The organism is Streptomyces sp. NPDC002446 (assembly GCF_053595675.1).
The window spans coordinates 1-21338 of sequence record NZ_JBSFYC010000026.1 but is presented as its reverse complement, the minus strand read 5'-3'; the positions used below and the strand labels follow the sequence as shown (position 1 = coordinate 21338).

23 protein-coding genes and 1 riboswitch are annotated in these 21338 nt (G+C 72.6%); of the genes, 9 read left to right on the top strand and 14 right to left on the bottom strand.

Annotation, left to right across the window (positions count from 1 at the left end; all coding sequences use genetic code 11):
- Positions 1 to 34 precede the first annotated feature (34 nt).
- Both ACWD6P_RS16970 and ACWD6P_RS16965 read right to left on the bottom strand, forming a co-directional pair.
- Positions 35 to 661, bottom strand: a complete 627-nt coding sequence (locus tag ACWD6P_RS16970) for a GntR family transcriptional regulator (RefSeq protein ID WP_451444878.1) — start codon at positions 659 to 661, stop codon at positions 35 to 37.
- A gap of 105 nt (positions 662 to 766) precedes the next feature.
- Positions 767 to 1144 (bottom strand): ArsR/SmtB family transcription factor, encoded by a 378-nt coding sequence (locus ACWD6P_RS16965; RefSeq protein WP_451444877.1) that lies wholly within the window; start codon positions 1142 to 1144, stop codon positions 767 to 769.
- 96 nt (positions 1145 to 1240) lie between these two features.
- Between ACWD6P_RS16965 and ACWD6P_RS16960 the strand changes: the two genes are divergently transcribed.
- Entirely contained in the window at positions 1241 to 3247 is a 2007-nt protein-coding gene (locus tag ACWD6P_RS16960) for a heavy metal translocating P-type ATPase (protein WP_451444876.1), read from the top strand.
- A gap of 48 nt (positions 3248 to 3295) precedes the next feature.
- Here the strand turns inward: ACWD6P_RS16960 and ACWD6P_RS16955 are convergent, their stop codons facing one another.
- The 5 genes from ACWD6P_RS16955 to ACWD6P_RS16935 all read right to left on the bottom strand — a co-directional run bounded on the left by ACWD6P_RS16955 (position 3296) and on the right by ACWD6P_RS16935 (position 9589).
- A complete protein-coding gene (locus tag ACWD6P_RS16955) occupies positions 3296 to 3508 on the bottom strand; it encodes a hypothetical protein (RefSeq protein WP_451444875.1) in 213 nt (70 codons plus the stop codon).
- A gap of 194 nt (positions 3509 to 3702) precedes the next feature.
- Entirely contained in the window at positions 3703 to 4878 is a 1176-nt protein-coding gene (locus ACWD6P_RS16950) for an aromatic ring-hydroxylating oxygenase subunit alpha (RefSeq protein WP_451444874.1), read from the bottom strand.
- A gap of 11 nt (positions 4879 to 4889) precedes the next feature.
- Positions 4890 to 6050, bottom strand: coding sequence for an N-methyl-L-tryptophan oxidase (gene solA, locus ACWD6P_RS16945; RefSeq protein WP_451444873.1), 1161 nt, complete (start codon positions 6048 to 6050; stop codon positions 4890 to 4892).
- A 33-nt stretch (positions 6051 to 6083) separates the two neighbouring features.
- Positions 6084 to 8528 carry a GcvT family protein gene (locus ACWD6P_RS16940; protein WP_451444872.1) on the bottom strand — a complete coding sequence of 815 codons (2445 nt, stop codon included), beginning with the start codon at positions 8526 to 8528 and terminating at the stop codon, positions 6084 to 6086.
- Positions 8529 to 8785: 257 nt separating this feature from the next.
- Positions 8786 to 9589, bottom strand: a complete 804-nt coding sequence (locus tag ACWD6P_RS16935; protein ID WP_451444871.1) for an IclR family transcriptional regulator — start codon at positions 9587 to 9589, stop codon at positions 8786 to 8788.
- Between the two features lie 168 nt (positions 9590 to 9757).
- On the opposite strand from ACWD6P_RS16935, the gene ACWD6P_RS16930 reads away from it, so the two are divergent.
- Together ACWD6P_RS16930 and ACWD6P_RS16925 are read left to right on the top strand one after the other, a co-directional pair.
- Positions 9758 to 10078: a bifunctional 3-phenylpropionate/cinnamic acid dioxygenase ferredoxin subunit gene (locus tag ACWD6P_RS16930; protein ID WP_451444870.1), complete on the top strand. Its 321-nt coding sequence runs from the start codon at positions 9758 to 9760 to the stop codon at positions 10076 to 10078.
- The gene (locus ACWD6P_RS16925; RefSeq protein ID WP_451444869.1) at positions 10075 to 11283 is read left to right on the top strand and encodes an NAD(P)/FAD-dependent oxidoreductase; all 1209 of its coding nucleotides are present in this window, start codon (positions 10075 to 10077) and stop codon (positions 11281 to 11283) included. The genes ACWD6P_RS16930 and ACWD6P_RS16925 overlap by 4 nt, the downstream gene beginning before the upstream one ends.
- On the opposite strand, the gene ACWD6P_RS16920 is transcribed toward ACWD6P_RS16925, so the two are convergent.
- The 3 genes from ACWD6P_RS16920 to ACWD6P_RS16910 all read right to left on the bottom strand — a co-directional run bounded on the left by ACWD6P_RS16920 (position 11243) and on the right by ACWD6P_RS16910 (position 14199).
- On the bottom strand, positions 11243 to 12061 hold the full coding sequence (locus ACWD6P_RS16920; RefSeq protein WP_451444868.1) for an SDR family NAD(P)-dependent oxidoreductase: 819 nt from the start codon (positions 12059 to 12061) through the stop codon (positions 11243 to 11245). The two genes, ACWD6P_RS16925 and ACWD6P_RS16920, sit on opposite strands and share 41 nt — an antisense overlap.
- Before the next feature lie 99 nt (positions 12062 to 12160).
- The gene (locus ACWD6P_RS16915) at positions 12161 to 13015 is read right to left on the bottom strand and encodes a bifunctional 5,10-methylenetetrahydrofolate dehydrogenase/5,10-methenyltetrahydrofolate cyclohydrolase (RefSeq protein WP_451444867.1); all 855 of its coding nucleotides are present in this window, start codon (positions 13013 to 13015) and stop codon (positions 12161 to 12163) included.
- A 21-nt stretch (positions 13016 to 13036) separates the two neighbouring features.
- Positions 13037 to 13125: riboswitch (ZMP/ZTP riboswitch) on the bottom strand.
- A 39-nt stretch (positions 13126 to 13164) separates the two neighbouring features.
- Positions 13165 to 14199: a hypothetical protein gene (locus ACWD6P_RS16910; RefSeq protein WP_451444866.1), complete on the bottom strand. Its 1035-nt coding sequence runs from the start codon at positions 14197 to 14199 to the stop codon at positions 13165 to 13167.
- Positions 14200 to 14361: 162 nt separating this feature from the next.
- Here ACWD6P_RS16910 and ACWD6P_RS16905 point away from each other — a divergent pair, with 162 nt between their 5' ends.
- The gene (locus tag ACWD6P_RS16905) at positions 14362 to 14679 is read left to right on the top strand and encodes a hypothetical protein (RefSeq protein WP_451444865.1); all 318 of its coding nucleotides are present in this window, start codon (positions 14362 to 14364) and stop codon (positions 14677 to 14679) included.
- A 33-nt stretch (positions 14680 to 14712) separates the two neighbouring features.
- Here ACWD6P_RS16905 and ACWD6P_RS16900 read toward each other — a convergent pair whose 3' ends face one another.
- Positions 14713 to 15477 (bottom strand): SDR family oxidoreductase, encoded by a 765-nt coding sequence (locus tag ACWD6P_RS16900; RefSeq protein ID WP_451444864.1) that lies wholly within the window; start codon positions 15475 to 15477, stop codon positions 14713 to 14715.
- Between the two features lie 231 nt (positions 15478 to 15708).
- Between ACWD6P_RS16900 and ACWD6P_RS16895 the strand changes: the two genes are divergently transcribed.
- A complete protein-coding gene (locus ACWD6P_RS16895) occupies positions 15709 to 16128 on the top strand; it encodes a PPOX class F420-dependent oxidoreductase (protein WP_451444863.1) in 420 nt (139 codons plus the stop codon).
- 6 nt (positions 16129 to 16134) lie between these two features.
- On the opposite strand, the gene dacB is transcribed toward ACWD6P_RS16895, so the two are convergent.
- The 3 genes from dacB to ACWD6P_RS16880 form a co-directional block, all read right to left on the bottom strand.
- The gene (gene dacB, locus ACWD6P_RS16890; RefSeq protein ID WP_451444862.1) at positions 16135 to 17754 is read right to left on the bottom strand and encodes a D-alanyl-D-alanine carboxypeptidase/D-alanyl-D-alanine endopeptidase; all 1620 of its coding nucleotides are present in this window, start codon (positions 17752 to 17754) and stop codon (positions 16135 to 16137) included.
- 99 nt (positions 17755 to 17853) lie between these two features.
- A complete protein-coding gene (locus ACWD6P_RS16885) occupies positions 17854 to 18231 on the bottom strand; it encodes a hypothetical protein (protein WP_451444861.1) in 378 nt (125 codons plus the stop codon).
- Positions 18232 to 18435: 204 nt separating this feature from the next.
- Positions 18436 to 19062, bottom strand: a complete 627-nt coding sequence (locus ACWD6P_RS16880) for a TetR/AcrR family transcriptional regulator (protein ID WP_451444860.1) — start codon at positions 19060 to 19062, stop codon at positions 18436 to 18438.
- 118 nt (positions 19063 to 19180) lie between these two features.
- On the opposite strand from ACWD6P_RS16880, the gene ACWD6P_RS16875 reads away from it, so the two are divergent.
- The 4 genes from ACWD6P_RS16875 to ACWD6P_RS16860 form a co-directional block, all read left to right on the top strand.
- A complete protein-coding gene (locus ACWD6P_RS16875; RefSeq protein ID WP_451444859.1) occupies positions 19181 to 20371 on the top strand; it encodes a cytochrome P450 in 1191 nt (396 codons plus the stop codon).
- Positions 20372 to 20379: 8 nt separating this feature from the next.
- Positions 20380 to 20595, top strand: a complete 216-nt coding sequence (locus ACWD6P_RS16870; protein ID WP_451444858.1) for a ferredoxin — start codon at positions 20380 to 20382, stop codon at positions 20593 to 20595.
- Between the two features lie 132 nt (positions 20596 to 20727).
- Complete coding sequence (rpmF, locus tag ACWD6P_RS16865; RefSeq protein WP_451444857.1) at positions 20728 to 20898, top strand: 50S ribosomal protein L32; 171 nt, start codon at positions 20728 to 20730, stop codon at positions 20896 to 20898.
- 9 nt (positions 20899 to 20907) lie between these two features.
- On the top strand, positions 20908 to 21338 hold a 431-nt coding region (locus tag ACWD6P_RS16860; protein ID WP_451444856.1), incomplete at its 3' end, for a GTP-binding protein.

Here is a 21338-nt window from a genome sequence, read left to right as displayed (position 1 = left end):
CCGCCGCTTCGAGGGCCTTACCCGGAAGGTCCTCTCAAGCGGCCAGGAGGATGCGCCGGGTCGCCTGGAGGTGGCTGTCGATGGCCGCGCAGGCGGCCGCGGCGTCCCCGGCGGCCAGGCCGGCGAGGATCTTCCGGTGCTCGGCGAGCACCTCGTGCCGACGCTGGTCCGAGTGGTAGAGCGGGATCACGCCGGCCCTGGTCTGACGGCTGCGCAGGGCGGCGTACTGACGGCTCATCAGCGCATTGCCGACGGCGGCGACCAGGGCGGTGTGGAAGCGGAGGTCGGCGGCGAGGAACTCCTGGACTCCGGCCTCGCCGCGCAGCGCGTCCTGCTGGTCGAGGATGCCGGCCATCTCGTCGACGGGCGCGGTGCCCTCGGCCGTCGTACGCTCGGCGGCGAAGCGCTCGATCAGGCCGCGCATCTCCATCAGTTCGCCGATCTCCCGGCCGGACAGCGGGGCGATATGCGCCCCGCGCTTGGGCACCAGCCGCACCAGGTCCTCGGCGGCGAGCAGCAGCAGGGCCTCGCGGATCGGGGTGCGCGAGACGCCGATCCGGTCGGCGATCTCCTGCTCGGACAGGAACCGGTCCTGCATCTCCGGGTCGGTCAGCACGCTGTCCTTGAGATACGCGTAGGCCTTCTCGCGCCCCGACTGCATCGCCCGCTCCCCCAACTCGTGAAGATCCCCTTGCACCGACCAGCACGGCATATGAGCTGAATGCGCCATGCGCGCCGTATGCGAAGGCTACACGGCGGCCGGCCGTCAGCGACGCATCGCGTCCGTCGATTCTGATGGGGCGTCACGCAGCCCCAGGCGCAGATGCTCGACGTGGTAGAGCGCCTGGTCGAGGAGTTCGGCGACATGGTGGTCGTAGAGCGCGTAGACGATCGAGCGGCCGTTGCGCTCGCCGGTGACCAGGCCGAGGTTGCGCAGCAGCCGGAGCTGGTGGGAGCAGGCGGACTGCTCCATGCCGACGGCGGCGGCGAGGTCGCCGACCGCACAGGGGCTCTCCTGGAGACGGGCGAGGATGCGCAGCCGGGAGGGCGTGGACAGGGCCTGGAGGGTCGCGGCGACATCGGCGGCGCCCACCGCGTCCAGGCGCTCGCGGGTGGTGCTGCGGTTGTCCATTCCGTGGCCCATGGGAGCCATCCTAACGACGAAAGATGAAGATCTCTTCATTTGTTCCTGTACGGTGGTGGGGTTGCCGTTTCCCCGCCCGTGAAGGGTCGTTCCGCCATGCCTTCTGCCGCGCCCTCCGCCGTGCTGCGGCGTCCGCCGCAGGCGCCCGCCCCCCGCCGCCAAGCCCCCCGCCGCACCCGTGTCCTCGCGCTGGCCGAGGCCCGCTGGGCGGCCGCGGCCACGGTCGCGTTCCTGCTCGCACTGCCGCTGCAGCTCACCGGCGCACCCGCGTGGACATGGGCACCGCTGTACGCACTGGCGTATGCGACGGGCGGCTGGGAGCCGGCCTGGTCCGGGCTGCGGGCGCTCAAGGACCGGACCCTCGATGTCGATCTGCTGATGATCGTCGCCGCGGTCGGCGCCGCGGCCATCGGCCAGCTGATGGACGGCGCCCTGCTGATCGTCATCTTCGCCGGCTCCGGGGCGCTGGAGGCGCTGGCCACCGCCCGTACCGAGGACTCGGTCCGCGGTCTGCTCGACCTCGCGCCGAGCACCGCGACCCGGCTCACGGGCGACGGCGAGGGCGAGGGCGAGGGCGAGGGCGAGGAGAGCGTGGCCGCCGCGGACCTCGTCGTGGGCGACATCATCCTGGTCCGGCCGGGCGAGCGGGTCGGTGCGGACGGCCGTGTGCTGGACGGGACCAGCGAGGTCGACCAGGCCACCATCACCGGCGAACCGCTTCCGGTGGCCAAGGAGCCCGGCGACGAGGTGTTCGCCGGCACCCTCAACGGCACCGGTGCACTCCGCGTCGAGGTCGAGCGCGACGCGGGCGATTCGGTCATCGCCCGGATCGTGGCCATGGTCGCCGAGGCCTCCGGGACCAAGGCGCCGACGCAGCTGTTCATCGAGAAGGTCGAACGGCGCTACTCGGTCGGCATGGTGGCCGTCACCCTCGCCGTCTTCGCGGTCCCGCTCCTGTTCGGCGCGGACCTCACCCGCTCGTTGCTGCGGGCGATGACCTTCATGATCGTCGCGTCGCCGTGCGCCGTGGTGCTGGCGACCATGCCGCCGCTGCTGTCGGCCATCGCCAACGCCGGGCGGCACGGCGTACTGGTCAAGTCCGCCGTCGTCATGGAACGCCTCGGCCAGGCGGACCTCGTCGCGCTCGACAAGACCGGCACGCTGACCGAGGGCGTCCCCCAGGTCACCGCGATCCGTCCGCTGCCGGATCAGGGCCCGACCGAGGCGGACCTGCTGACCTGGGCGGCCGCGGCCGAGCACCCCAGCGAACACCCCCTGGCCCGCGCGATCGTGGCCGCCGCCCGCGGACGGGGCCTGCCCCTGCCCGCCGCCGAGGAGTTCACCGCCGCACCGGGCACCGGCGTGTGCGCCACCGTCAGCGGCGCGCGCATCGCGGTCGGCGCCCCGGCCCGGCTGCTGCCCGCCGGCCACCCGGCCGCCGCGGCAGCCGCAGCGGTCGTCGCGGAACTGGAGCAGGACGGACACACGGCCGTCCTCGTCCTGCGCGACGGCCTGCCGGCCGGGGTGCTGGGCCTCACCGACCGGCTGCGCCCCGGCGCGGCCGCCGCCCTCGCCTCCCTGCGGGCGCTGACCGGCCGTCAGCCGCTGCTGCTGACCGGCGACAACCCGCGCGCCGCCGCCCGCCTCGCCGCCGAGGTCGGTATCACCGACGTACGCGCCGGACTGCTGCCCCAGGACAAGGTCGGCGCCGTACGCGAACAGGAGACCGCCGGGCGACGGGTGCTGGTGGTGGGTGACGGGGTGAACGACGCCCCCGCGCTGGCCGCCGCCCACACCGGTATCGCCATGGGCCGGGCCGGCTCCGACCTCGCCCTGGAAGCCGCCGACGCGGTCGTCGTCCGGGACGAACTGGCCGCCGTCCCCGCGGTGATGAAGCTCTCCCGGGCCGCCCGCCGGCTGGTCGCCCAGAACCTGTTCCTCGCCGCGCTCTGCCTCTCCGTCCTGGTCGTGTGGGACCTGGCCGGAGACCTCCCGCTCCCTCTGGGAGTCCTCGGCCACGAGGGCTCCACGGTCCTGGTCGGTCTCAACGGCCTGCGCCTGCTGCGCGATACGGCCTGGCGGCGGGCATCCGGCACGGAGTAGGGGCGCATCTGCTCAGCGGCCCCGGCCCGGCGCGGCGGGCGCAGGTCCTCACCGCTCAGCGGCAGGGACCAGCACCATCCAGTCGTCCTTCCCCGCTTCCTCGTGCAGCCATCCGACCATGGTGGGATGCGGCCCCGGGTAGGCCGGCCCCTCGTCTCGCACGCCGGAGGCGCTGCCCGTGTCCGACCGCCCGACCACCACGGTCACGGCGAACACCAGCGACACGGCGGCCAGGGCCGCCCCCCTCGTACCCCTGCTCACCCTCGCCCCTCCCGGCCGGAACCGCTTCCGATGGCAACGGCCCCTGCCGCTGCGGAATGTGCCATGCCCCCATCCTGCTCCTCGCCGTGTCCGGCGTGGCCGCCGGGGTGGGACCGACCGCGCGGACGCACGCCGCCCCGGCAAGGCGCCGTGCCCGCCTAGCCGTCGTTGGACGCCTAGCCGTCGCTGGACGCCTAGCCGTCGCTGGACGCCTCCAGACGGTCGGCGACCCAGCGGTGGAAGGCGGCGATGTGGTGCTCGCTGGGCACCAGCACCCCGCCGTCGCGGTAGGCGCGGGAGTGCATGGCCGGCTGGGTGCGCTCGCAGGCGTCGAAGTCCTGGGTGTTGACCCGGTGGAAGAGCTCGACGGACCGGGAGACATCGGCACCGGAGTCGACGACCTCGGGCAGGTAGAGCCAGTCGCACTCGACGTGGGTGCGGTCGGGGGCGGCCGGGAACATCCGGTGGACGATGACATGGTCGGGGACGAGGTTGACGAACACCTGCGGGCGGACGGTGATCGCGTAGTAGCGGCGGTCCTGGACGTCCTCGATGCCGGGCAGCCGGCCGAAGCCCGCGCTGCCGTCGACGGTGAACCCCGCGGCCTCCGCGGCGAACTCCGCGCCATGGCCGACGTAGTACTGGGCGGCGAAGCCGTCGGCGAACTCCGGTAGCACATCGGTGAGTTCGGGGTGGATGGTGGCGCAGTGGTAGCACTCCATGAAGTTCTCGATGATGAGCTTCCAGTTGGCGCGCACGTCGTAGGTGATGCGCTTGCCGAGGGCGAGTCCTTCGGTGCGGTAGCGGTCGATGGCGGCCGGGTCCCCCAGCCGCTCCACGGCCGCGCCGATCACGGTGTCCTCGAAGGACGGCGGGTCGTCGGCCAGGCACACCCAGGCGTAGCCGAGCCACTCGCGCAGCGGGACGGCGACCAGGCCGCGCTCGGTGCGGTCGATGTCCGGCATCCGCTGCAGGTTGGGGGCGGCCACCAGGCGCCCGTCGAGGTCGTAGGTCCAGGCGTGGTACGGGCACTGGAGGTTGCGGCGGACCTCGCCGGACTCCTCGGTGCACAGCTGCGCGCCGCGGTGCCGGCAGACGTTGAGGAAGGCGCGCAGCTCACCGGCGCGGTTGCGGGTGATCAGTACGCTCTCCCGGCCGACCCGCACCGTGCGGAAGGCGCCGGGCCTGCCCAGGTCGGCGCCGCGTACCGCGCAGAACCACAGGCGCTCGAAGATCCTTAGCTGCTCCCGGAGGAAGATTCCGGGGTCGGTGTAGTAGCGGCCTGCGAGGGTGGCGATCAGGCTCGGGGCGGCACCGGTCGCGGGCGCACCGGCCGCCGTCGGCGCGGACTCGGTGGAGGTGGTCGTCATGGGTGCTCTCCTCATACGGCCGCGACGGCGGGCCGGCGGGGGTCGAACAGCTCGATGGGGTGCGTGGTGGTGCCGGTCAGCGCGAGGTCGGCGACGATCTCACCGACCACCGGTACGAACTTGAAGCCGTGTCCGGAGAAGCCGCAGGCGACGGTCGTGGTCTCCGGGTGCGCGGGGTGCCGGGTGATCACGAAGTGTTCGTCGGGGGTGTTGGAGTACATGCAGGTGGCGGCCTTGAGGAAGCGGCCGGGCAGGGCGGGGATCCGCGGGGCGAGCTGGTCGGCCATGGCGCGGACCTCGTGGTCGTGCACGGTGCGTTCGATGGTCTCCGGGGTGCAGACGGTGCCCTTGCGGAAGAAGGCGACCTTGGCGCCGCCGCCGGGGCCGTCGATCGACGGGAAGCCGTAGATCTGCACGCCCCGGGCGTCCTCCCAGATGTAGATCGGATGCCGCTCGGGGCTGAAGGGCGCGGTGCCGCCGTCGGGGGCGAACCAGTACATGACCTGCCGTTCGATGGTGAACGGCACGCCCAGGTCGGCGAGCAGCTGCGGCGCCCAGGCTCCCGGGCAGATCACCAACTGTCCTGCGGTGTAGGTGTTCTCGGCGGTGTGCACGCGGACGCCGCTGCCGCCGGGCAGCTCCTCCCAGCGGGTGACCGGCTCCTCGAAGTGCAGCTCGGCGCCGTCCTGGGTGGCGAGCTGGACATGGGCGGCTACGGTGTACTCCGGCCGGATCAGCCCGGCCCGCGCCTCGTACAGCGCGACCTCGTCGTCGGCGGGGGTCAGGGTGGGGAAGCGGCGGCGGATCTCCTTGGCGTCGAGCATCTCGTGCGGGAGGTCCCACTGCCGGGCGGACTGCAGACTGCCGCTGACGGTGCGGCTGCCGGGGCGGCCGACCATCACCCCGCCGCACAGCGTGGCGATCCGGCGGCCGGTGTCCCGCTCCAGCTTGTCGTACAGCTCGTACGAGCGCAGCAGCAGCGGGACGTAGGCGGGGTCCTCGAAGTAGGACTGCCGGGTGATGCGCGAACCGCCGTGGCTGGAGCCGCGGTTGTGCGCCGGGCCGAACTTCTCCAGGCCCAGGACCCGGGCGCCCCGGGCGGCGAGATGGTGGGCCGCGGCGCTGCCCATCCCGCCGAGACCGAGGACGATGACGTCGTACGTGGGGGACACGGTGGCCTCCTGGCGTGTACTGGCGCAGGCTTGCTAGCGGCGGATGCGGGTCATCTCCGGGTCGAGGAGCGGCTCGTCGGCGACGGTCGCCGCGACCTTCTCGCCGAAGTACTCGATGTGCACACCGGTGCCGGCGGCGAGCGGCGGCAGCCAGGCGTAGGCGACGCAGCGGCCCAGCGTGTAGCCGTACGCGGCGCTGGTGACATAGCCGGCCACAGCGCCGTCCAGGGACACCGGCTCCTTGCCGAGGACGTGGGCCGCGGGGTCGTCGAGGAGCAGCGCGGTCAACTTGCGTTCCGGAGGCGGGAGTTGTTCGAGGGCGGCGCGTCCCAGGAAGTCGCCGTGGTCCATCCGGACGGCGAAGCCGAGACCGGCCTCGTAGGGGGTGTGCTCGTCGGTCATGTCGTGCCCCCAGGCGCGGTAGCCCTTCTCCAGGCGCAGGCTGTTGAACGCCGACCGCCCGGCCGCGATCACCCCGTGCTCCTGGCCCGCCTCCCACAGCGTGTCCCACAGCCGCAGCCCCAGGTCGGCGGTGGTGTACAGCTCCCAGCCCAGCTCACCGACGTAGCTCAGCCGCATCGCGGTGACCGGCACATGCCCGAGGTACGTCCGCTTCGCGCGGAAGTAGCCGAAGGCCTGGTGCGAGAAGTCGTCGCGGGTCAGCGGCTGGACGAGGTCGCGGGCGCGCGGGCCCCACACGCCGATGCAGCAGGTGCCGGAGGTGATGTCCCTGATGTGGACGTCGCCGGGGGCGTGGCGCCGCAGCCAGACGAGGTCCGCCGGGGAGTTGGCGCCCACCTGGAAGTGGTCGGGCGCGAGGCGGGCCACGGTCAGGTCGGAGCGGATGCCGCCCTTCTCGTCGAGGAGCAGGGTGTACGTCACCGCACCCGGCTTCTTCGCGAGGTTGTTGGTCGTCATGCGCTGGAGGAAGGCGAGCGCGCCGGGCCCGGTGACTTCGAGGCGGCGCAGCGGGGTCATGTCGTACAGGGCGACCTTCTCGCGGGTGGCCCTCGCCTCCGCCGCGGCGAGGGGGGACCAGTGACGGGCGGACCACGGGTCGCGTACCGCGGTCTCGGTGACCAGGTGGGCGTTGGCCTCGTACCAGTGCGGACGCTCCCAGCCGCCGCCCTCCAGGAAGTACGCGCCGAGCTCCTGCTGCCGTGTGTGAAAGGGGCTGACGCGCAGCGGACGCGGCTGCTGTGGCGGCTGGAGCGGGTGGATGACGTCGTAGACCTCGATGAACTGCTGTGCGCCGCGGTCGTGGACGTAGGCGGGAGAGCGCTGGGCGTCCTCGAAGCGGTGCAGATCGCACTCGTGGAGATCGGTCCGGGCGTGCCCGTCGGTCATCCACTCGGCGACCGCCTTCGCGACGCCGGCCGAGTGTGTCACCCACACCGCCTCCGCGAGCCAGAATCCGCGCAGTTCACGGGACTCGCCGAGCAGCGGCATCCCGTCGGGGGTGAAGGAGAAGACGCCGTTGAAGCCCTCGGCGATCTTGGTGTTGCCGAGCGCGGGGAGCAGGCCGACGCTGTCGTCCCAGCTGGGCGCGAAGTCCTCCGCGGTGAAGGGCAGCGAGGACGGCATGACGGGCGCCGCGTCGTAGGCGGGGACGGTGCGGGGGTCGACGGGCATCGGGCGGTGGGCGTAGGAGCCGATGCCGATGCGGTCGGTGTGCTCGCGGAAGTACAGGTCGCGGTCCTGGAAGCGCAGGATCGGCCTGCTCGCCTCCGTACGGGGGTCGTTGACGCCCGCGAGCTCGGGCAGCGGCCCGGTCTTGGCGTACTGGTGCGCCAGCGGCAGCAGCGGTACGTCGACCCCCGCCATCGCGCCGATCACCGGGCCCCAGAATCCGGCGGCCGAGACGACATGGTCGGCGGGGAAGGTGCCGCGGTCGGTGACCACGCCGGTGACCCGGCCGCCGTCCTGCTCGATGCCGGTGACGGTGTGCCGCTCCAGGAAGCGGGCGCCGCGGGCCTTCGCCCGGGTGATCTGGGCGCGGCAGGCGAGCAGGGCGCGGGCCAGCCCGTCGTCGGGGGTGTGCAGTCCGCCGTGGATCCTGTGCGCGTCGAGCAGCGGCCAGAGCTCCTTGCACTGTTCGGGGGTGAGCAGCTCACCGCGTACGCCCCAGGAGGCGGCGAGTCCGGCCTTGCGGTGCAGATCGGCCCAGCGCGCCTCGGTGGTGGCGATCTCCAGTCCGCCGACCGGGTTGAAGCAGGAGAGTCCGTCCACCTCGAGGGAGCTGAACTTCTCGACGGTGTAGGCGGCGAACTCGGTCATGGTCTTGGACGGGCTGGTCCGGAAGACCAGTCCGGGGGCGTGCGAGGTGGAGCCGCCGGGGGCCGGAAGCGGGCCCTGCTCCAGGACGGTGACCTCGGTCCAGCCGCGGGCGGTCAGCTCGTCGGCGAGGGAGCAGCCGACGATTCCGGCGCCGATGACGACGACGCGGGAGTCCCGCCCCGCCGCGTGTGCCGTGCTCACCGGACCACCACCGATCGCTCGACGGGTGCGCCTCGTTCCGCCGCGACGACGGCATGGACTTCGTGTGGCATGCCCTCCCCCTCATGTTGCGCAGTGCACGACTGGTTGCGCGATGAGAGACATAGTGGGAACGCTGAATCGGCACCGTCAAGAGGTAGGCCCCAGCTCTTCGCCAACGGCCCGGCACCGTCCAGGCACGGCCGCGGGGCCGGAACAAGCGCTCCGGCCCCGCATCCGTCCTTGCGCCCGTCAGCCGCTCAACAGGCGTACCCCATCCGCCGCGAGAGCTCCTCGGCCGCGGTGACGGTGCCCCTGACCACCTCCGGCAGCCGCTCCTCGTCCAGCCGGTAGGCGGGCACCGAGACGCTGATCGCCCCGATCACCGAGCCGTCGTGCGCCCGCACCGGCGCGGCGACCGCGCGCAGCCCGAGCTCCAGCTCCTCGACCGCGATCGCGAAACCCCGCTCGACGACCTCCGCGAGCTCCCGGCGCAACGCGGCCGCCGAGGTGACCGTCCGCTCGGTCAGCCGCGGCAACTTCCGCCCCAGGACCGCGTCCTGGACCGGAGCGGGCTGGTGGGCGAGCAGCGCCTTGCCGCTGGAGGTGGCGTGCAGCGGCGTACGCCGGCCGAGCCAGTTCTGCGCGGTGACCGAGGCCGGGCCGCGCGCCTGCATGATGTTGACCGCGGCATCGCTCTCCAGCACCGCGATGTTGACCGTCTCCCCCAGCTCGTCGGCGAGCCGCCGGCAGACCGCCGCGCCCTCCTGGGAGATGTCCAGCCGTACGGCCGCCGCGCCGGCCAGCCGCAGCACCCCGGCGCCGAGGAAGTACTTGCCGCGCTCCTGCTCCTGCCCGACCAGCCCGCGGCTCTCCAGCACCCCGAGGATCCGGAACGCGGTCGACTTGTGCACCCCCAGCTCGTCGGCGACCTCGGTCACCCCGGCCTCGCCCAGCCGCGCGAGGATCTCCAGCACGGTCACCGCCCGGTCCACCGACTGCACGGCGCTCACCGGCGCCTTCGACGGCCCGCCCGCCACCTGCTCCGCCACGATGTCCGTCATGAGCTGGATCTCACCACCCGGGAACCCGATCGCGGGTCCGATGTCGAACGACCGGCATGTGCGGGGATCGCTTGACGCATGCGCGCCCCGCCTGGATTCTGTTGCGCATAGCGCTTCATCGTGCGCAAAGCGAAACTCGATGATACCGAACAGTAACAGGGGGGTCCCGTGATTCCTGTCTGCCACCTCGCCGATCTGCCCGCAGGCGAGTCCGTACGCATCGACACCGCACCTCCGATCGCCGTCTTCAACGCCGACGGGCAGCTCTACGCCATCGACGACACCTGCACCCACCAGGACGCCTCGCTCGCGGACGGCTGGCTGGAGGGGTGTCTGGTCGAATGCCCGCTGCACGCCGCTTCATTCGATCTCCGCACCGGAGCGCCCACCTGCCTGCCCGCACGCCGCGCCGTGCGCACCCACCCGGTGACCGTCGAGGACGGCATGGTCTACGTCCACCGCGCCGCCGAGGAGGGCACCGCCGCATGAACTCGGTCGCCGTCATCGGCGCTTCGCTGGCGGGGCTGTACGCCGCGCGGGCCCTGCGCGCCCAGGGGTTCGACGGCCGCCTGGTGATCGTCGGGGACGAGCGGCACCGCCCCTACGACCGGCCGCCGCTGTCCAAGGACTTCCTCACCGGTACCACCGGCCAGGACCGACTCGCCCTCGCCGACGCCGAGGAGATCGCCGAACTCGACGCCGAGTGGCTGCTGGGCACCCGGGCTACCGGCCTCGACACCGCCGCGGGCTCGGTGCTCCTCGAAGGCGGCCGGTCCCTGACCACCGACGGCGTGGTCATCGCCACCGGCGCCGCCCCGCGCCGGCTGCCCGGCCCCGCGCCCACCGGAGCACACCTGCTGCGCACCCTCGACGACGCCCAGGCGCTCCGCGCGGACCTCGCCCGCGGCCCGGCCAGGGTCGTGGTGATCGGCGCCGGCTTCATCGGCGCCGAGGTCGCCTCATCGTGCGCCGCCCTCGGCCATGACGTCACCGTCGTCGAAGCCGCGCCCCTCCCGCTCCTGCCCCAACTCGGCGACGAGATGGCCCGGATCTGCGCCGCGCTGCACGCGGACCACGGCGTCACCCTCGTCACCGGCACCGGCGTCGCCGCCCTGCACGGCGGCGGCGAAGGCCACCGCGTCACCGCGGTCGAACTGTCCGACGGCCGGCTGCTGCCCGCCGAGGTCGTGGTGGTCGGCATCGGCGTACGCCCGAACACCGCCTGGCTCCAGACCTCCGGACTGCCGCTCGACGACGGCGTACGCTGCGACGCCGGCTGTGTCACCGCACTCCCCAACATCGTGGCCGTCGGGGACGTCGCCAGGGTGGACGGCACCCGCGCCGAACACTGGACCAGCGCGACCGAACAGGCCGCGGTGGCCGCCCGGAACCTCCTGGCCGGCCGCACCGTCGCCACCCATGACGCCCTGCCCTACTTCTGGTCCGACCAGTACGGCGTACGCATCCAGTTCGCCGGCCGGCGCGGGCCCGCCGACACCCCGCGCATCCTCGAAGGCTCCCCCGACGACCGCAGCTTCCTCGTCCGCTACGAACGCGACGGGCGGCCCACCGCCGTCCTCGCCCTCAACCGCCCCCGCCCCTTCATGCGGCAGCGCCGCGAACTCGCCCGCGCCGCACCGCCCTCCGGCGGCCTCACTCCGCCCCGCCACCCCGCGGTTCGAGGCGGAAGCTGAACGCCGCGCCGCCGGTGTCGACGGCCGTCGCGCCGCCGTCGACGGTGAGGACCGCGCCGTTGACGAAGGACGCGGCCGGGGACAGCAGCCAGTTGACAGCCTCGGCGACCTCCCGCGGCTCACCGGGACGTCCGGCGGGCAGGAGCCGGGTGGCCTCCTCGTACGCGGCGTCCACACCGCCCGCGAGGCCGGACTCCTCGGCGAACCGGGCCATCCGCCGGTCGGCCATTTCGGTGCGCACCCAGCTGGGGCAGACGATGTTGGCGCGGAGCCCGTCGCGGCCGTAGTCGACGGCGAGGGAGCGGCAGAGCTGGAGCAGCGCCGCCTTGGACGCGGCATAGGCGGCGTTGCCGTTGCCGTTGCGCAGGGCGGAGACCGAGGCGACCGCGACGACCGAGCCGCGCGCCGCCAACAGGTGCGGCAGGGCGGCGCGTTGGAGGAGGAAGGGGCCGGTGACATTGGTGGTCATGACGGCCTCCCAGTCCTCGATCGACAGGTCGCCGACGGAGCCGCTGCGGGCGATGCCGGCGTTGAGGACCAGCCCGTCGAGCCGGCCGTACGCCGCCACGGCGGCATCGACGAGGCCCTGGACGGCCTCGGGGTCGGCGGTGTCCGAGGGATGGGCCAGCGCGCCGGTCTCCTCGGCGAGGCGGTGCAGCGGTTCGGGCCGGCGGCCGGAGATCACCACCTGATGGCCGGCCGCCCGCAGCAGCCGGGCCGTCGCGGCGCCGATGCCCGTACCGCCGCCCGTCACGATGACAACGCGCTGTTCCGCCATGGCCGTTCCGCCTCCGGATGCTGATCGCTCGGTCCTCCCGCGATCATACGGACGGCAGGCACCGCACGGCCGCCCGCTTCCGGCCGCAATGGCGCCCCGTCAGACCGCCTGCAGCTGACGGGTCGCGGCCTCGACGGTCTGGGTCAGCAGGGTGGCGATCGTCATCGGGCCGACACCGCCGGGGACCGGGGTGATCAGGGAGGCCCGGGCGCTCGCCGAGTCGAAGTCCACATCGCCCACGTTGCCGGGGTTGGAGCCGGCGTCGATGACGACGGCGCCGGGCTTGATGTGTTCGCCGGTGAGGAGGCGGGGCCGGCCGACGGCGGCGACGAGGATGTCGGCCTGCCGGGTGATCGACGCCAGGTCGGCGGTGCGGGAGTGGCAGTAGCTGACGGTGGCGTTGCGGCCGAGCAGCAGCATCCCGACGGGCTTGCCGAGGATCGCGCTGCGGCCGACCACGACGGCGTGCTTGCCGGCCAGTTCGACCTCGTAGTGGTCGAGGAGCCGGAGGATGCCGGCCGGCGTGCAGGAGGCGAAGCCGTCACCGCCGAAGCTCATGGTGGCGAAGGAGTGGAAGGTGACGCCGTCGACGTCCTTCTCGGGGGCGATGGCCTCGAACGCGGCGCGCTCGTCGATGTGCGGGCCGACGGGGTGCTGGAGCAGGATGCCGTGGACCCCGGGGTCGTCGGAGAGCGCGGTGACGGTGTCGACCAGCTCCGCGGTCGTGGTCGTGGCGGGCAGGGCGACATGCCGCGACCGGATCCCGGCCTTCTCGCAGCGGGCGCGCTTCATACGGACGTACATCGCCGAGGCGGGGTCGTCGCCGACGAGCACGGTGGCCAGGGTGGGGGTCTGTCCGGTCTGCCGGGTGAGGGCCGCCGCGCGTTCCGCGGCCTGTTCGACGATGCTGCGGGCCAGTGCGCTGCCGTCCATGAGGCGGGCGGTCTGGGACATCGGATGCTCCTGAGCGTCGTGACGGATCGCCCAGGCGCGCGGCACTGGCCTCGTATGGCCGGGCCGCTCCCCGGTGGTACTCCACCCAAGCGCCAGTCACGGCCCGCCGTCCACTGTAATCGACGCCGGGATGCCCTTGAAGACCGGCGTCAGGCGCCCCCGTGTCCTGGTGCCGGGGTGGGCGTGGTGGCCTCCCATTGGCTGAGGATGCCGTCCCAGTCGTGCTGGGCGGTGGTGATGGCGCTGGCGTCCCATGTGGGAGCGGAGTGCTGCTGTTGCCCGTCGTACGCCTGGTAGTCCTGGTAGCCCTGGTACTCCTGATGGCTCCGGTAATCCGTGTGGTTCTGATAGCTCGGGTACGACTGCTGTCTCCAGGCTTCGTGCTCGTACTGGGGCTGCGACGGTCGCTCCCGCCAGGGCAGATGGGCGGTGTCGTGCTGCTGGGTGGGCGGGAGCGTGGCCATCCGGCGGTGGCGGCCCAACCGGTCCTGCGGCGGTGCCGGCGGGGCGGTCTGGCGGCCGTCGGCGGACAGCTGCTGGGCGCGGGCCACGAGGAACCGGACGTCGAGACCGAGTTCGGTGGCGAGGGCCGTGAGATCGACTCCGGTGTGCCAGCTGCTCATCAGGACCGCGTCGAGGGCGGGCGCCCAGGTCGGTTCGGTGACCTGCGCGGCGGCGGCCGGAGGCGGGGCGGCCGCGGGCGTCGGCGTGGGCGCGGTGGCGTGGCCCGCCGGGACCTGGCCGGGCGCCGCGGGCTGGCCCGGCGCGACGGGCTGGCCCGCGGGGTGGCCGGGCGCGACGGGCTGGCCCGCGGCGGGGTGGCCGGGTGCGGTGGGGTGGGCGGCGGCCTGCTGCGCGGCGGGCGGCTCCTGGGCGGGGGGCTGCTCGGGCACGGGAGGCTGCTCACGGGGCGGCGCGGGCTGGGACAGCAGGCTCTTGGCGACCGCGCGGGCGTCTTCCTTGCCCACCGTGCGGCGGGCCAGGCGCACTTCGCGTTCGTCCAGGCCGAGCAGGTCGGCCACCACCGCATCGCTGCCCACGGTCACGGCGAAGGCGGCCAGGGTCCGCGAGCGGCGGACCTCGGCCTCGTCGAGGAGTCCCTGCGTCCGGCGGACCTCGTCATCGCTGCTGCAAAACGCCTGTGCGAGTACCGCATGGCGCTCCCACAACTCCCTCGGTTCCATGACTGCGACAACGTTCCTTCGTCCGGATTGGTCTGCTTCCCGGCAATAGATCACTGCATGGGGTGATATTCGAGGGTGTTCCGCCCCTGTGTCCAGGACGCATGTGCGGGGAGCCGCAAAAATACGCAGTGACCCCAAGCGGGCAGACTCGTTTCAACGGCCATGAGCGCTCCTACCTCCGGCACCGTCGCAGGTCATGGACAGACGTCCCTCCCCCACCCCGGATCCACGCCTCGGTGGATCACCGCCGAGGTCGTCCGGCAGACTCCGCTGTACGCGACGCTGGCGCGGCTCTGGACGGAGCGCGCCGCCACCGTGCCCGGGGTCGCCGACCCGGAGTGGCAGCGGCTGATCTCGTACCACTGCCTGATGGAGGAGACCGAGGCCGCCCTCGCCGCCCTCCGGCCGCACCGGGCCCCCGATGTGCTCCCCGCACGCAAGCCGGTCCCGGCCGCCCGTCCGGCTCGCCTGGACTCCTGAGGGCACCGGTGCGGCCGGCGGCCCCTGCCGGTGTCAGCGCAGGGTGTACCCCCCGTCCGGGTAGAGGGTCGAGCCGGTCATGTACCGGTTGGTGAAGAGGAACAGCACGGCATGTGCGATCTCGTCCTCGGTGCCGAGCCGGTGCAGCAGGGTGTCCCTGCGGTACTGCGCGAAGGCCGCCTCTCGCTCCTGCGCCGGGCGCTGCGCCCAGAGGTTGCCGTCCACGGTGCCCGGCGAGACCACGTTGACGCGTACGGGCGCGAGCTCGACCGCCAGCCCCCGGCCGAGCCCCTCGATGGCGGCGTTGCAGGCGGCGTAGGCGGGTGCGGGCGCCGGAGGGCGGGCCCCCGCGGCCCCGGACATCAGCACCACCGAGCCGTCCTCCGACAGCAGCGGGGCGGCATGCTTGGCCACGTGGTACTGCCCCCAGAACTTGGAGGTGAAGGGGCTTGCCGCATCGGCGTCGCTCAACTGCAGCATCGGGCCGACCCGATAGGACGCGGCAGAGGTGAAGACATGGTCCACGGCGTCGAGTCCGGCGAAGAAGCCGGCCACGGACTCGGGGTCGGTGACGTCCACCGTCCGCCAGCGGGCGGTCTCCCCCAGCTCCCGGGCGGCGGCCGCCAGCCTGGCCGGTGTACGGCCGCCCAGCACGACCTGAGCCCCGGCCGCGGTCGCCTGATGGGCGACGCGTAATCCGATGCCCGAGGCTCCGCCGATGAGGACGACGACCCGGTCGCGCAGATCGCCCGGCGGGGTGGGAGCGTGCGCGTCGGGGGTGGTGGGCGGGAGCGGCATCGGGCACCTCACAGCGTTTCGGGGATCCGGCCGGCCGCGGAACGATCGGAACCCGGCCCGCCGAAAACATGATCATGAAGTCCGAACACCGCCTGCCTCCGGAACATTCCGGCGCCGCTCCGCCATGATTCCGCCAGAAGCCGGGGCACGCGCACGCTCGTCCCGGACGGCCACGGCAATGTGCCCGACGACGTGCTCAGCACGGCCACGAACCGACCGGAGGTGCCCCGTATGTCGAAACCACCGCTTCCCGACGCCGCCCTCGCCATGCTGGCCAAGGCCAACCCCGCCGTGATCACCACGCTGCGGCCCGACGGGCAGCCGGTGTCCACGGCCACCTGGTACCTCTGGGACGACGGCCGGGTGCTGGTCAACATGGACGAGGGCCGTAAGCGGCTGGAGCATCTGCGCAACGATCCCCGGGTCACGCTCACCGTGCTCGACGAGGGCAACTGGTACACTCACCTCAGCCTCATCGGCCGGGTCGGCGAACTCCGTGACGACGAGGAGCTGGCCGCCATCGACCGGCTGGCCCGGCACTACCTCGGGCGCCCGTACCCGCAGCGGGACCGCCGCCGGGTCAGCGCCTGGATCGAGATCGACCGCTGGCACGGCTGGGGCAGCCTGAAGGACAGCGACCAGGCGGGGTGAGCGGGGTCAGCGGCCGGCCGGTGGGCGGGTCTGCTGCAGAGCGGCCGCGACATTCGCCACGTCGTTCTCCATGGCCAGGACGCCGTTGATGTCCGGGCCGGCCGTCGAGGCGCCGTTCACGCCGGCGAAGAACACGTCGAAGCGGTCCTTGCCCGTCTCCAGGTAGCCGGCCGTGGTCTCGGCGCCCACCGCGATCCGGTCGTTGAGCGCGTCGCCCCCTGCCACCGTGCCGGTCTTGGCGAAGACCCTGCCGCGTGCCGGGCAGTCACGGCAGTTGTCCGCCAGGGACCCGTCGACGCCCAGGATGGGCAGGGCGGCACGGAAGCGCCGGGCCTCGCCGGTGCGCTGCCAGTACGTCAGAAGCTGTGCCACGGCCCGTGGTGTGGTCCGGTCGACCGGATTCCCGCCCCGGCCGTCGGCGAGCTGAACGGCCCTGTGGTCCACGTTCGCGCGGTCCAGGAACGCGGTGAGCACCGGGAATCCGGCCTCGCAGTCGGTCTTCCCCCTGCTCGTGGCCATCAGGCAGATCGCGAGGTTCGCCCCGAGGTTGTGGCTCACCTTGAAGATGAGCTCGGCGTAGTCGGCGTACGGCGGGGAGGTGTAACGGGCCACGGCGGGTGCGCCCTGGTAGGAGCGTGACAGCCGGGCGGCGGGGTTGGGGCCGACGGCGGGGGCACGGACCTCGACCCCGGCCCGCTTCAGCGCCTCGATCATCGCGGTCCGGCCGAAGGCGTTCGGGTCCTTGACCGCCGACACCCGCAGGACGGGGGCGGAGCCGGCGGCGATGGTGCCGGACAGCGTGATCCGGGTGCCGTCGGCGGAGGCCTTGACGGCGATGTCGGTCGGTTCGTCCGCGGCGACGGTGCGCACGGAGGACGTGACCCGGTACGGCGCGACCTTCGGGCGTACCTCCAGGCCGGCCGGTGCGCCCGCGCCGCTGCCGGGGGAGGTGAGCAGGTCGATGACGTTGTCGTTGATGATCAGCGGTGTGGGCGTCGGGCGGAGCTGCGAGTCCGGGGTGAACAGCCGTGCGTCGATGACCACATCGCCGTCGACCCGCCGGATCCCCGCGGCACGCACCTGCCGGGCGAGCTGGTCGAGGCCGGCCAGCGGGTTCTGCGGGGTGAGGGTGGCTCCGGGGATGTCGTTGGCGTAGGTGTGGTCGATGGTGGTGTAGGCGACGGTGCCGTTCTGGCGCGTTCTGCCGCCGAGGGTCAGGTCCCCCTGCGCGACCAGATCGAGGTCGCCCTGGAGGGTCGCGTTCCGGCGCTTGCCGACGGCGTACACCGGGGTGACGAAGCGGTGGTCGCTGCCCAGGGTGTCCCAAGCGCCGCTGACGCCGAAGAGTTTGGCCACTGAGCCGGGGATGAAGAACTGGTCGGCGTTACGGGACTGCGTCACCTTCCCCGTCTGCGGGTTCTGCTGGAACAGGCCCCATTGGGCGTGCCGGTACTCCGGCTTCTGCATGATCGCGGTGATGCGCGGATCGAGGGCGTCCGAGGGAGCCGTGCGGGACGGCGGCGCCGCCTGGACGAGGCCGGCGACGGCCGTGGCGGCGGCCGCGATCAGGGCCAGGGCACGGGCGGTGCGCCGGCGGTTCCTCCTGCGCGTGACGGATGCTGACATGCGGACTCCAGGGCCGCGCCCAGGGCGACGAGGGATGTCACACGGCAGTGGGCCCGGGAGGAAGCCCCCGGGCCCGCTGGGTGAACTGCCTGATGGGTGTCAGAGGAGACCGAGCAGGCCGAGACCGAGCAGACCCGCTCTGCCGAGGCCGTAGGGGAAGCCGTAGCCGTTATGGCGGATGATCTTGTCGTAGCCGTCGCGGTGGTCACCGTCACGGACCTTCTGGTCCTTGGTGAACTTCTGACCCTTGTTGCCGCTGTGGCCCTTGTGGCTCTTGCTGGCGTCGTGGCCCTTGCTGGCGTCGTGGCCGCTGCCGGCGTCGTGGCCCTTACTGCCGCAGCGGTGCGCGTCACACACGGCGTTCTGCGTGTTGCTGGGGGCCGCGGTCGCTGCGGTGGCGGCGCCTGCCGTCGGCACGACCAGGGCGGCCGCGGTCAGACCGGCCACTGCGAGGCCGCGAGGGAGCGAACGGAGCATGTTTCCACCTTCAGTCGAATCTGCAGAAAAGGAATATCCTCTGCAAAGGCGACGTTAGAGTGGCTTTTTCCCTCTCAGCCCAACGACCCGCCGCGGTGTCACTGGAACGCAGCAGGAACTGCAACAGCCCGCGCCACGGTCCCACCCGCCGACCGGCGATCCCGCCAGCCGGCGCGGCCGGTTAACCCCTTCCGCCCCACCCGTTCACCCGTCCGCCGCGCCGCCCGTCGCCCCGTCCGCCCCGCCCTGCGGCATGCTCTCCAGCAGGCTCCCCAGCGCTCCCACGACGAGCGCGCAGACCGCGTCGGGATCGGCGCTCGCCAGCGGCTCCTTGCCGACGACCACACGCATCAAGCCAATTCCCAGCAGCCAGGACAGCGCCAGATCGGCGCGGAGGGCGCCGTTGTCGGACCGCGAGAGGGTGGCGAGGACGTCCGCGTACTCCTCCCCCAGCCCCCGCAGCGCGTCCGCGATCTCGTCGCTGCCGCCGATCGAGCGCAGACACACCTCCAGCGAGCGGTCGGCCCCCGCTTCGCCGTCGGCCAGCATGCCGCGCAGCGCGACCTCGAACAGCCGCTCGGCGGGGGTGGTCCGCAACTGCTCCTGCCCGCCGCGCGCCATCACCTCTCCGAACAGGGCCTTCTTCGAACCGAAGTAGCGGAACAGCAGCGCCTGGTTGGCCTCGGCGCGGGCCGCGATGTCCCGTACCGTCGCCCGTTCGTAGCCGCGCTCCGCGAACAGTTCCGACGCCGCGTCGAGCAGACGCAGCCGGGTGTTCTGCGCATCCCTGCGGTGTGTGCCCGCGGTGCCGTGCTGCGGGGTCTCCCCCATCGTCTTGTCACGCTCCCTCTGCTGTCGGACCGTCAGGATGACGGCCACTATGCGCCGTTGACCGCCCTGGGGGAGCGATCTACCTTTGTAAGCAGGTGCTTACACAAGGGAGGTCACGTTGACCACAGCCGACACAGCACCCCTCTCCTACCCCTTCAATGTCCCCGAGAGCCTTGAGCTGGCCGACGAGTACGAGCGCGCCCGCAACCGTCCGGGGCTGCTCAAGGTACGGATGCCCTACGGCGAGGCGGCCTGGCTCGTCACCCGTTACGCCGAGGCCCGCCTCGTCCTCGGCGATCAGCGCTTCAGCCGTGCCGAGGGCGCCCGGCACGACGAGCCCCGGCAGTCCGAGGCCCGCCGTGACAGCGGCATCCTGGGCATGGATCCGCCCGACCACACCCGGCTGCGGTCGCTGGTGGCCAAGGCGTTCACCGTCCGCCAGGTCGAAAAGCTCAGGCCGCAAGTCAGGCAGCTGACGCAGGAACTCCTCGACGAGCTGGCGGCCGCCGGACCGCCGGCCGACCTGGTGGACCGCTACGCGCTACCCATCCCCGTCGCCGTGATCTGCCGGCTGCTGGGCGTGCCGACCGGGGACCGTCCGCGATTTCGGGTGTGGAGCGACGCCGCCCTGTCGACGAGCTCGCTGACCGCCGAGGAGTTCGAGACCAACCTCGAAGAACTCCGCACCTATATGCGCCAGTTGATCGAGGAGCACCGGAGCGCGCCGCAGGACGACCTGATGACCGCGCTCATCGAGGCCCGGGACGTCGACGACCGGCTCTCCGAGGTGGAACTCGTCGATCTGTGCGTCGGAATCCTGGTGGCCGGACACGAGACCACCGCCACCCAGATCCCCAACTTCGTCCTCGCGCTGCTCGACCACCCCGGTCAGCTCGCGCGGCTGCGCGCACAGCCCGGCCTGATCGGCAGCGCGGTCGAGGAGCTGCTCCGCTTCGTCCCGCTGGGCAGTGGCGCGGCCCAGGCCCGCTACGCCACGGAAGACATCGATGTCGGCGGCACCCTGGTACGGGCCGGCACCCCCGTGCTGGTGGCGGTGGGCGCGGCCAATCGCGATGCGCTGCGCTTCGACTCGCCCGGCACGCTGGACATCTCCCGCGCCGGAAACCAGCACCTCGGCTTCGGCCACGGCGCCCACCACTGCCTGGGCGCCCCGCTGGCCCGCCTGGAACTCCAGGAGGCGCTCGGCGCGCTGCTCACCCGCTTCCCGAACCTGCATCTGGCCGGCGATCTGGAGTGGAAGAGCCAGATGCTGGTGCGCGGCCCGCGGGTCATGCCGGTGGGGTGGTGAGCGCGCGGATGACCTGGGAAGTGGACATCGCCCCGCACCGGTGCATGGCCTCGGGCTCCTGCGCCGCCATCGCGCCGGACCTCTTCGTCCTTGACGGCACCCATGCCCGGCCGGCGGAGACGCAGATCACGGAGGACGAGCGCGCCCTGGACGCCGCCGATGTGTGTCCGGCCATGGCGATCACCGTCCGGAAAGGAGAGCAGGTGGTCGGACCGCGGCCCTAGCGACGCGCGGGCACGTGGCCCGCCGGTCCGCCCTACGGACCGGCGGGCGACTCGGTCGGCACCGTTCACTTGATAATGGAATCCATTTCCATATAGCGTATGCCCTTCACCCAACCACCCAGGAGGGCAACCATGGCCGTACCCAAGCGGAAGATGTCCCGCAGCAACACCCGTCACCGCCGCGCGCAGTGGAAGGCCACCGCCCCCAAGCTCGTGCCGATCACCGTCGACGGCTCCCCCTACCTGGTGCCGCAGCGACTGGCCAAGGCGTACGAGCGCGGGCTGCTGCGCCCGGAGAGCTGAGCCGAGGCAATGCCGCACAACCGACTGCCGGTCACCGTCCTGTCGGGCTTCCTCGGTGCCGGCAAGACCACGCTGCTCAATCACGTCCTGGGCAACCGGGAGGGCCTGCGGGTCGCGGTCATCGTCAATGACATGAGCGAGGTCAACATCGACGCGACGTTGGTGCGCGGCGGCGAGGCCGCCCTGTCGCGCACCGAGGAACGCCTCGTCGAAATGACCAACGGCTGCATCTGCTGCACCCTGCGCGACGACCTCCTCGAAGAGGTCGACCGGCTCGCCCGCGAGGGCCGCTTCGACTACCTGCTCATCGAGTCCAGCGGCATCTCGGAACCGATGCCCGTGGCGGCCACCTTCGCCTTCCCCCGCGACGACGGAGCGACCCTGGGCGACCTCGCCAGGCTCGACACCATGGTCACCGTCGTCGACGCCGCCAACTTCCT

Excerpts from the sequence above, each read along its gene's own strand:
- ACWD6P_RS16970 (WP_451444878.1), bottom strand. The coding sequence starts at position 661 with ATGCAGTCGGGGCGCGAGAAGGCCTACGCGTATCTCAAGGACAGCGTG.
- ACWD6P_RS16965 (WP_451444877.1), bottom strand. The coding sequence starts at position 1,144 with ATGGGCCACGGAATGGACAACCGCAGCACCACCCGCGAGCGCCTGGAC.
- ACWD6P_RS16960 (WP_451444876.1), top strand. The coding sequence starts at position 1,241 with ATGCCTTCTGCCGCGCCCTCCGCCGTGCTGCGGCGTCCGCCGCAGGCG.
- ACWD6P_RS16950 (WP_451444874.1), bottom strand. The coding sequence starts at position 4,878 with ATGACGACCACCTCCACCGAGTCCGCGCCGACGGCGGCCGGTGCGCCC.
- ACWD6P_RS16935 (WP_451444871.1), bottom strand. The coding sequence starts at position 9,589 with ATGACGGACATCGTGGCGGAGCAGGTGGCGGGCGGGCCGTCGAAGGCG.
- ACWD6P_RS16925 (WP_451444869.1), top strand. The coding sequence starts at position 10,075 with ATGAACTCGGTCGCCGTCATCGGCGCTTCGCTGGCGGGGCTGTACGCC.
- ACWD6P_RS16920 (WP_451444868.1), bottom strand. The coding sequence starts at position 12,061 with ATGGCGGAACAGCGCGTTGTCATCGTGACGGGCGGCGGTACGGGCATC.
- ACWD6P_RS16915 (WP_451444867.1), bottom strand. The coding sequence starts at position 13,015 with ATGTCCCAGACCGCCCGCCTCATGGACGGCAGCGCACTGGCCCGCAGC.
- ACWD6P_RS16910 (WP_451444866.1), bottom strand. The coding sequence starts at position 14,199 with ATGGAACCGAGGGAGTTGTGGGAGCGCCATGCGGTACTCGCACAGGCG.
- ACWD6P_RS16905 (WP_451444865.1), top strand. The coding sequence starts at position 14,362 with ATGAGCGCTCCTACCTCCGGCACCGTCGCAGGTCATGGACAGACGTCC.
- ACWD6P_RS16900 (WP_451444864.1), bottom strand. The coding sequence starts at position 15,477 with ATGCCGCTCCCGCCCACCACCCCCGACGCGCACGCTCCCACCCCGCCG.
- ACWD6P_RS16895 (WP_451444863.1), top strand. The coding sequence starts at position 15,709 with ATGTCGAAACCACCGCTTCCCGACGCCGCCCTCGCCATGCTGGCCAAG.
- dacB (WP_451444862.1), bottom strand. The coding sequence starts at position 17,754 with ATGTCAGCATCCGTCACGCGCAGGAGGAACCGCCGGCGCACCGCCCGT.
- ACWD6P_RS16885 (WP_451444861.1), bottom strand. The coding sequence starts at position 18,231 with ATGCTCCGTTCGCTCCCTCGCGGCCTCGCAGTGGCCGGTCTGACCGCG.
- ACWD6P_RS16880 (WP_451444860.1), bottom strand. The coding sequence starts at position 19,062 with ATGGGGGAGACCCCGCAGCACGGCACCGCGGGCACACACCGCAGGGAT.
- ACWD6P_RS16870 (WP_451444858.1), top strand. The coding sequence starts at position 20,380 with ATGACCTGGGAAGTGGACATCGCCCCGCACCGGTGCATGGCCTCGGGC.
- rpmF (WP_451444857.1), top strand. The coding sequence starts at position 20,728 with ATGGCCGTACCCAAGCGGAAGATGTCCCGCAGCAACACCCGTCACCGC.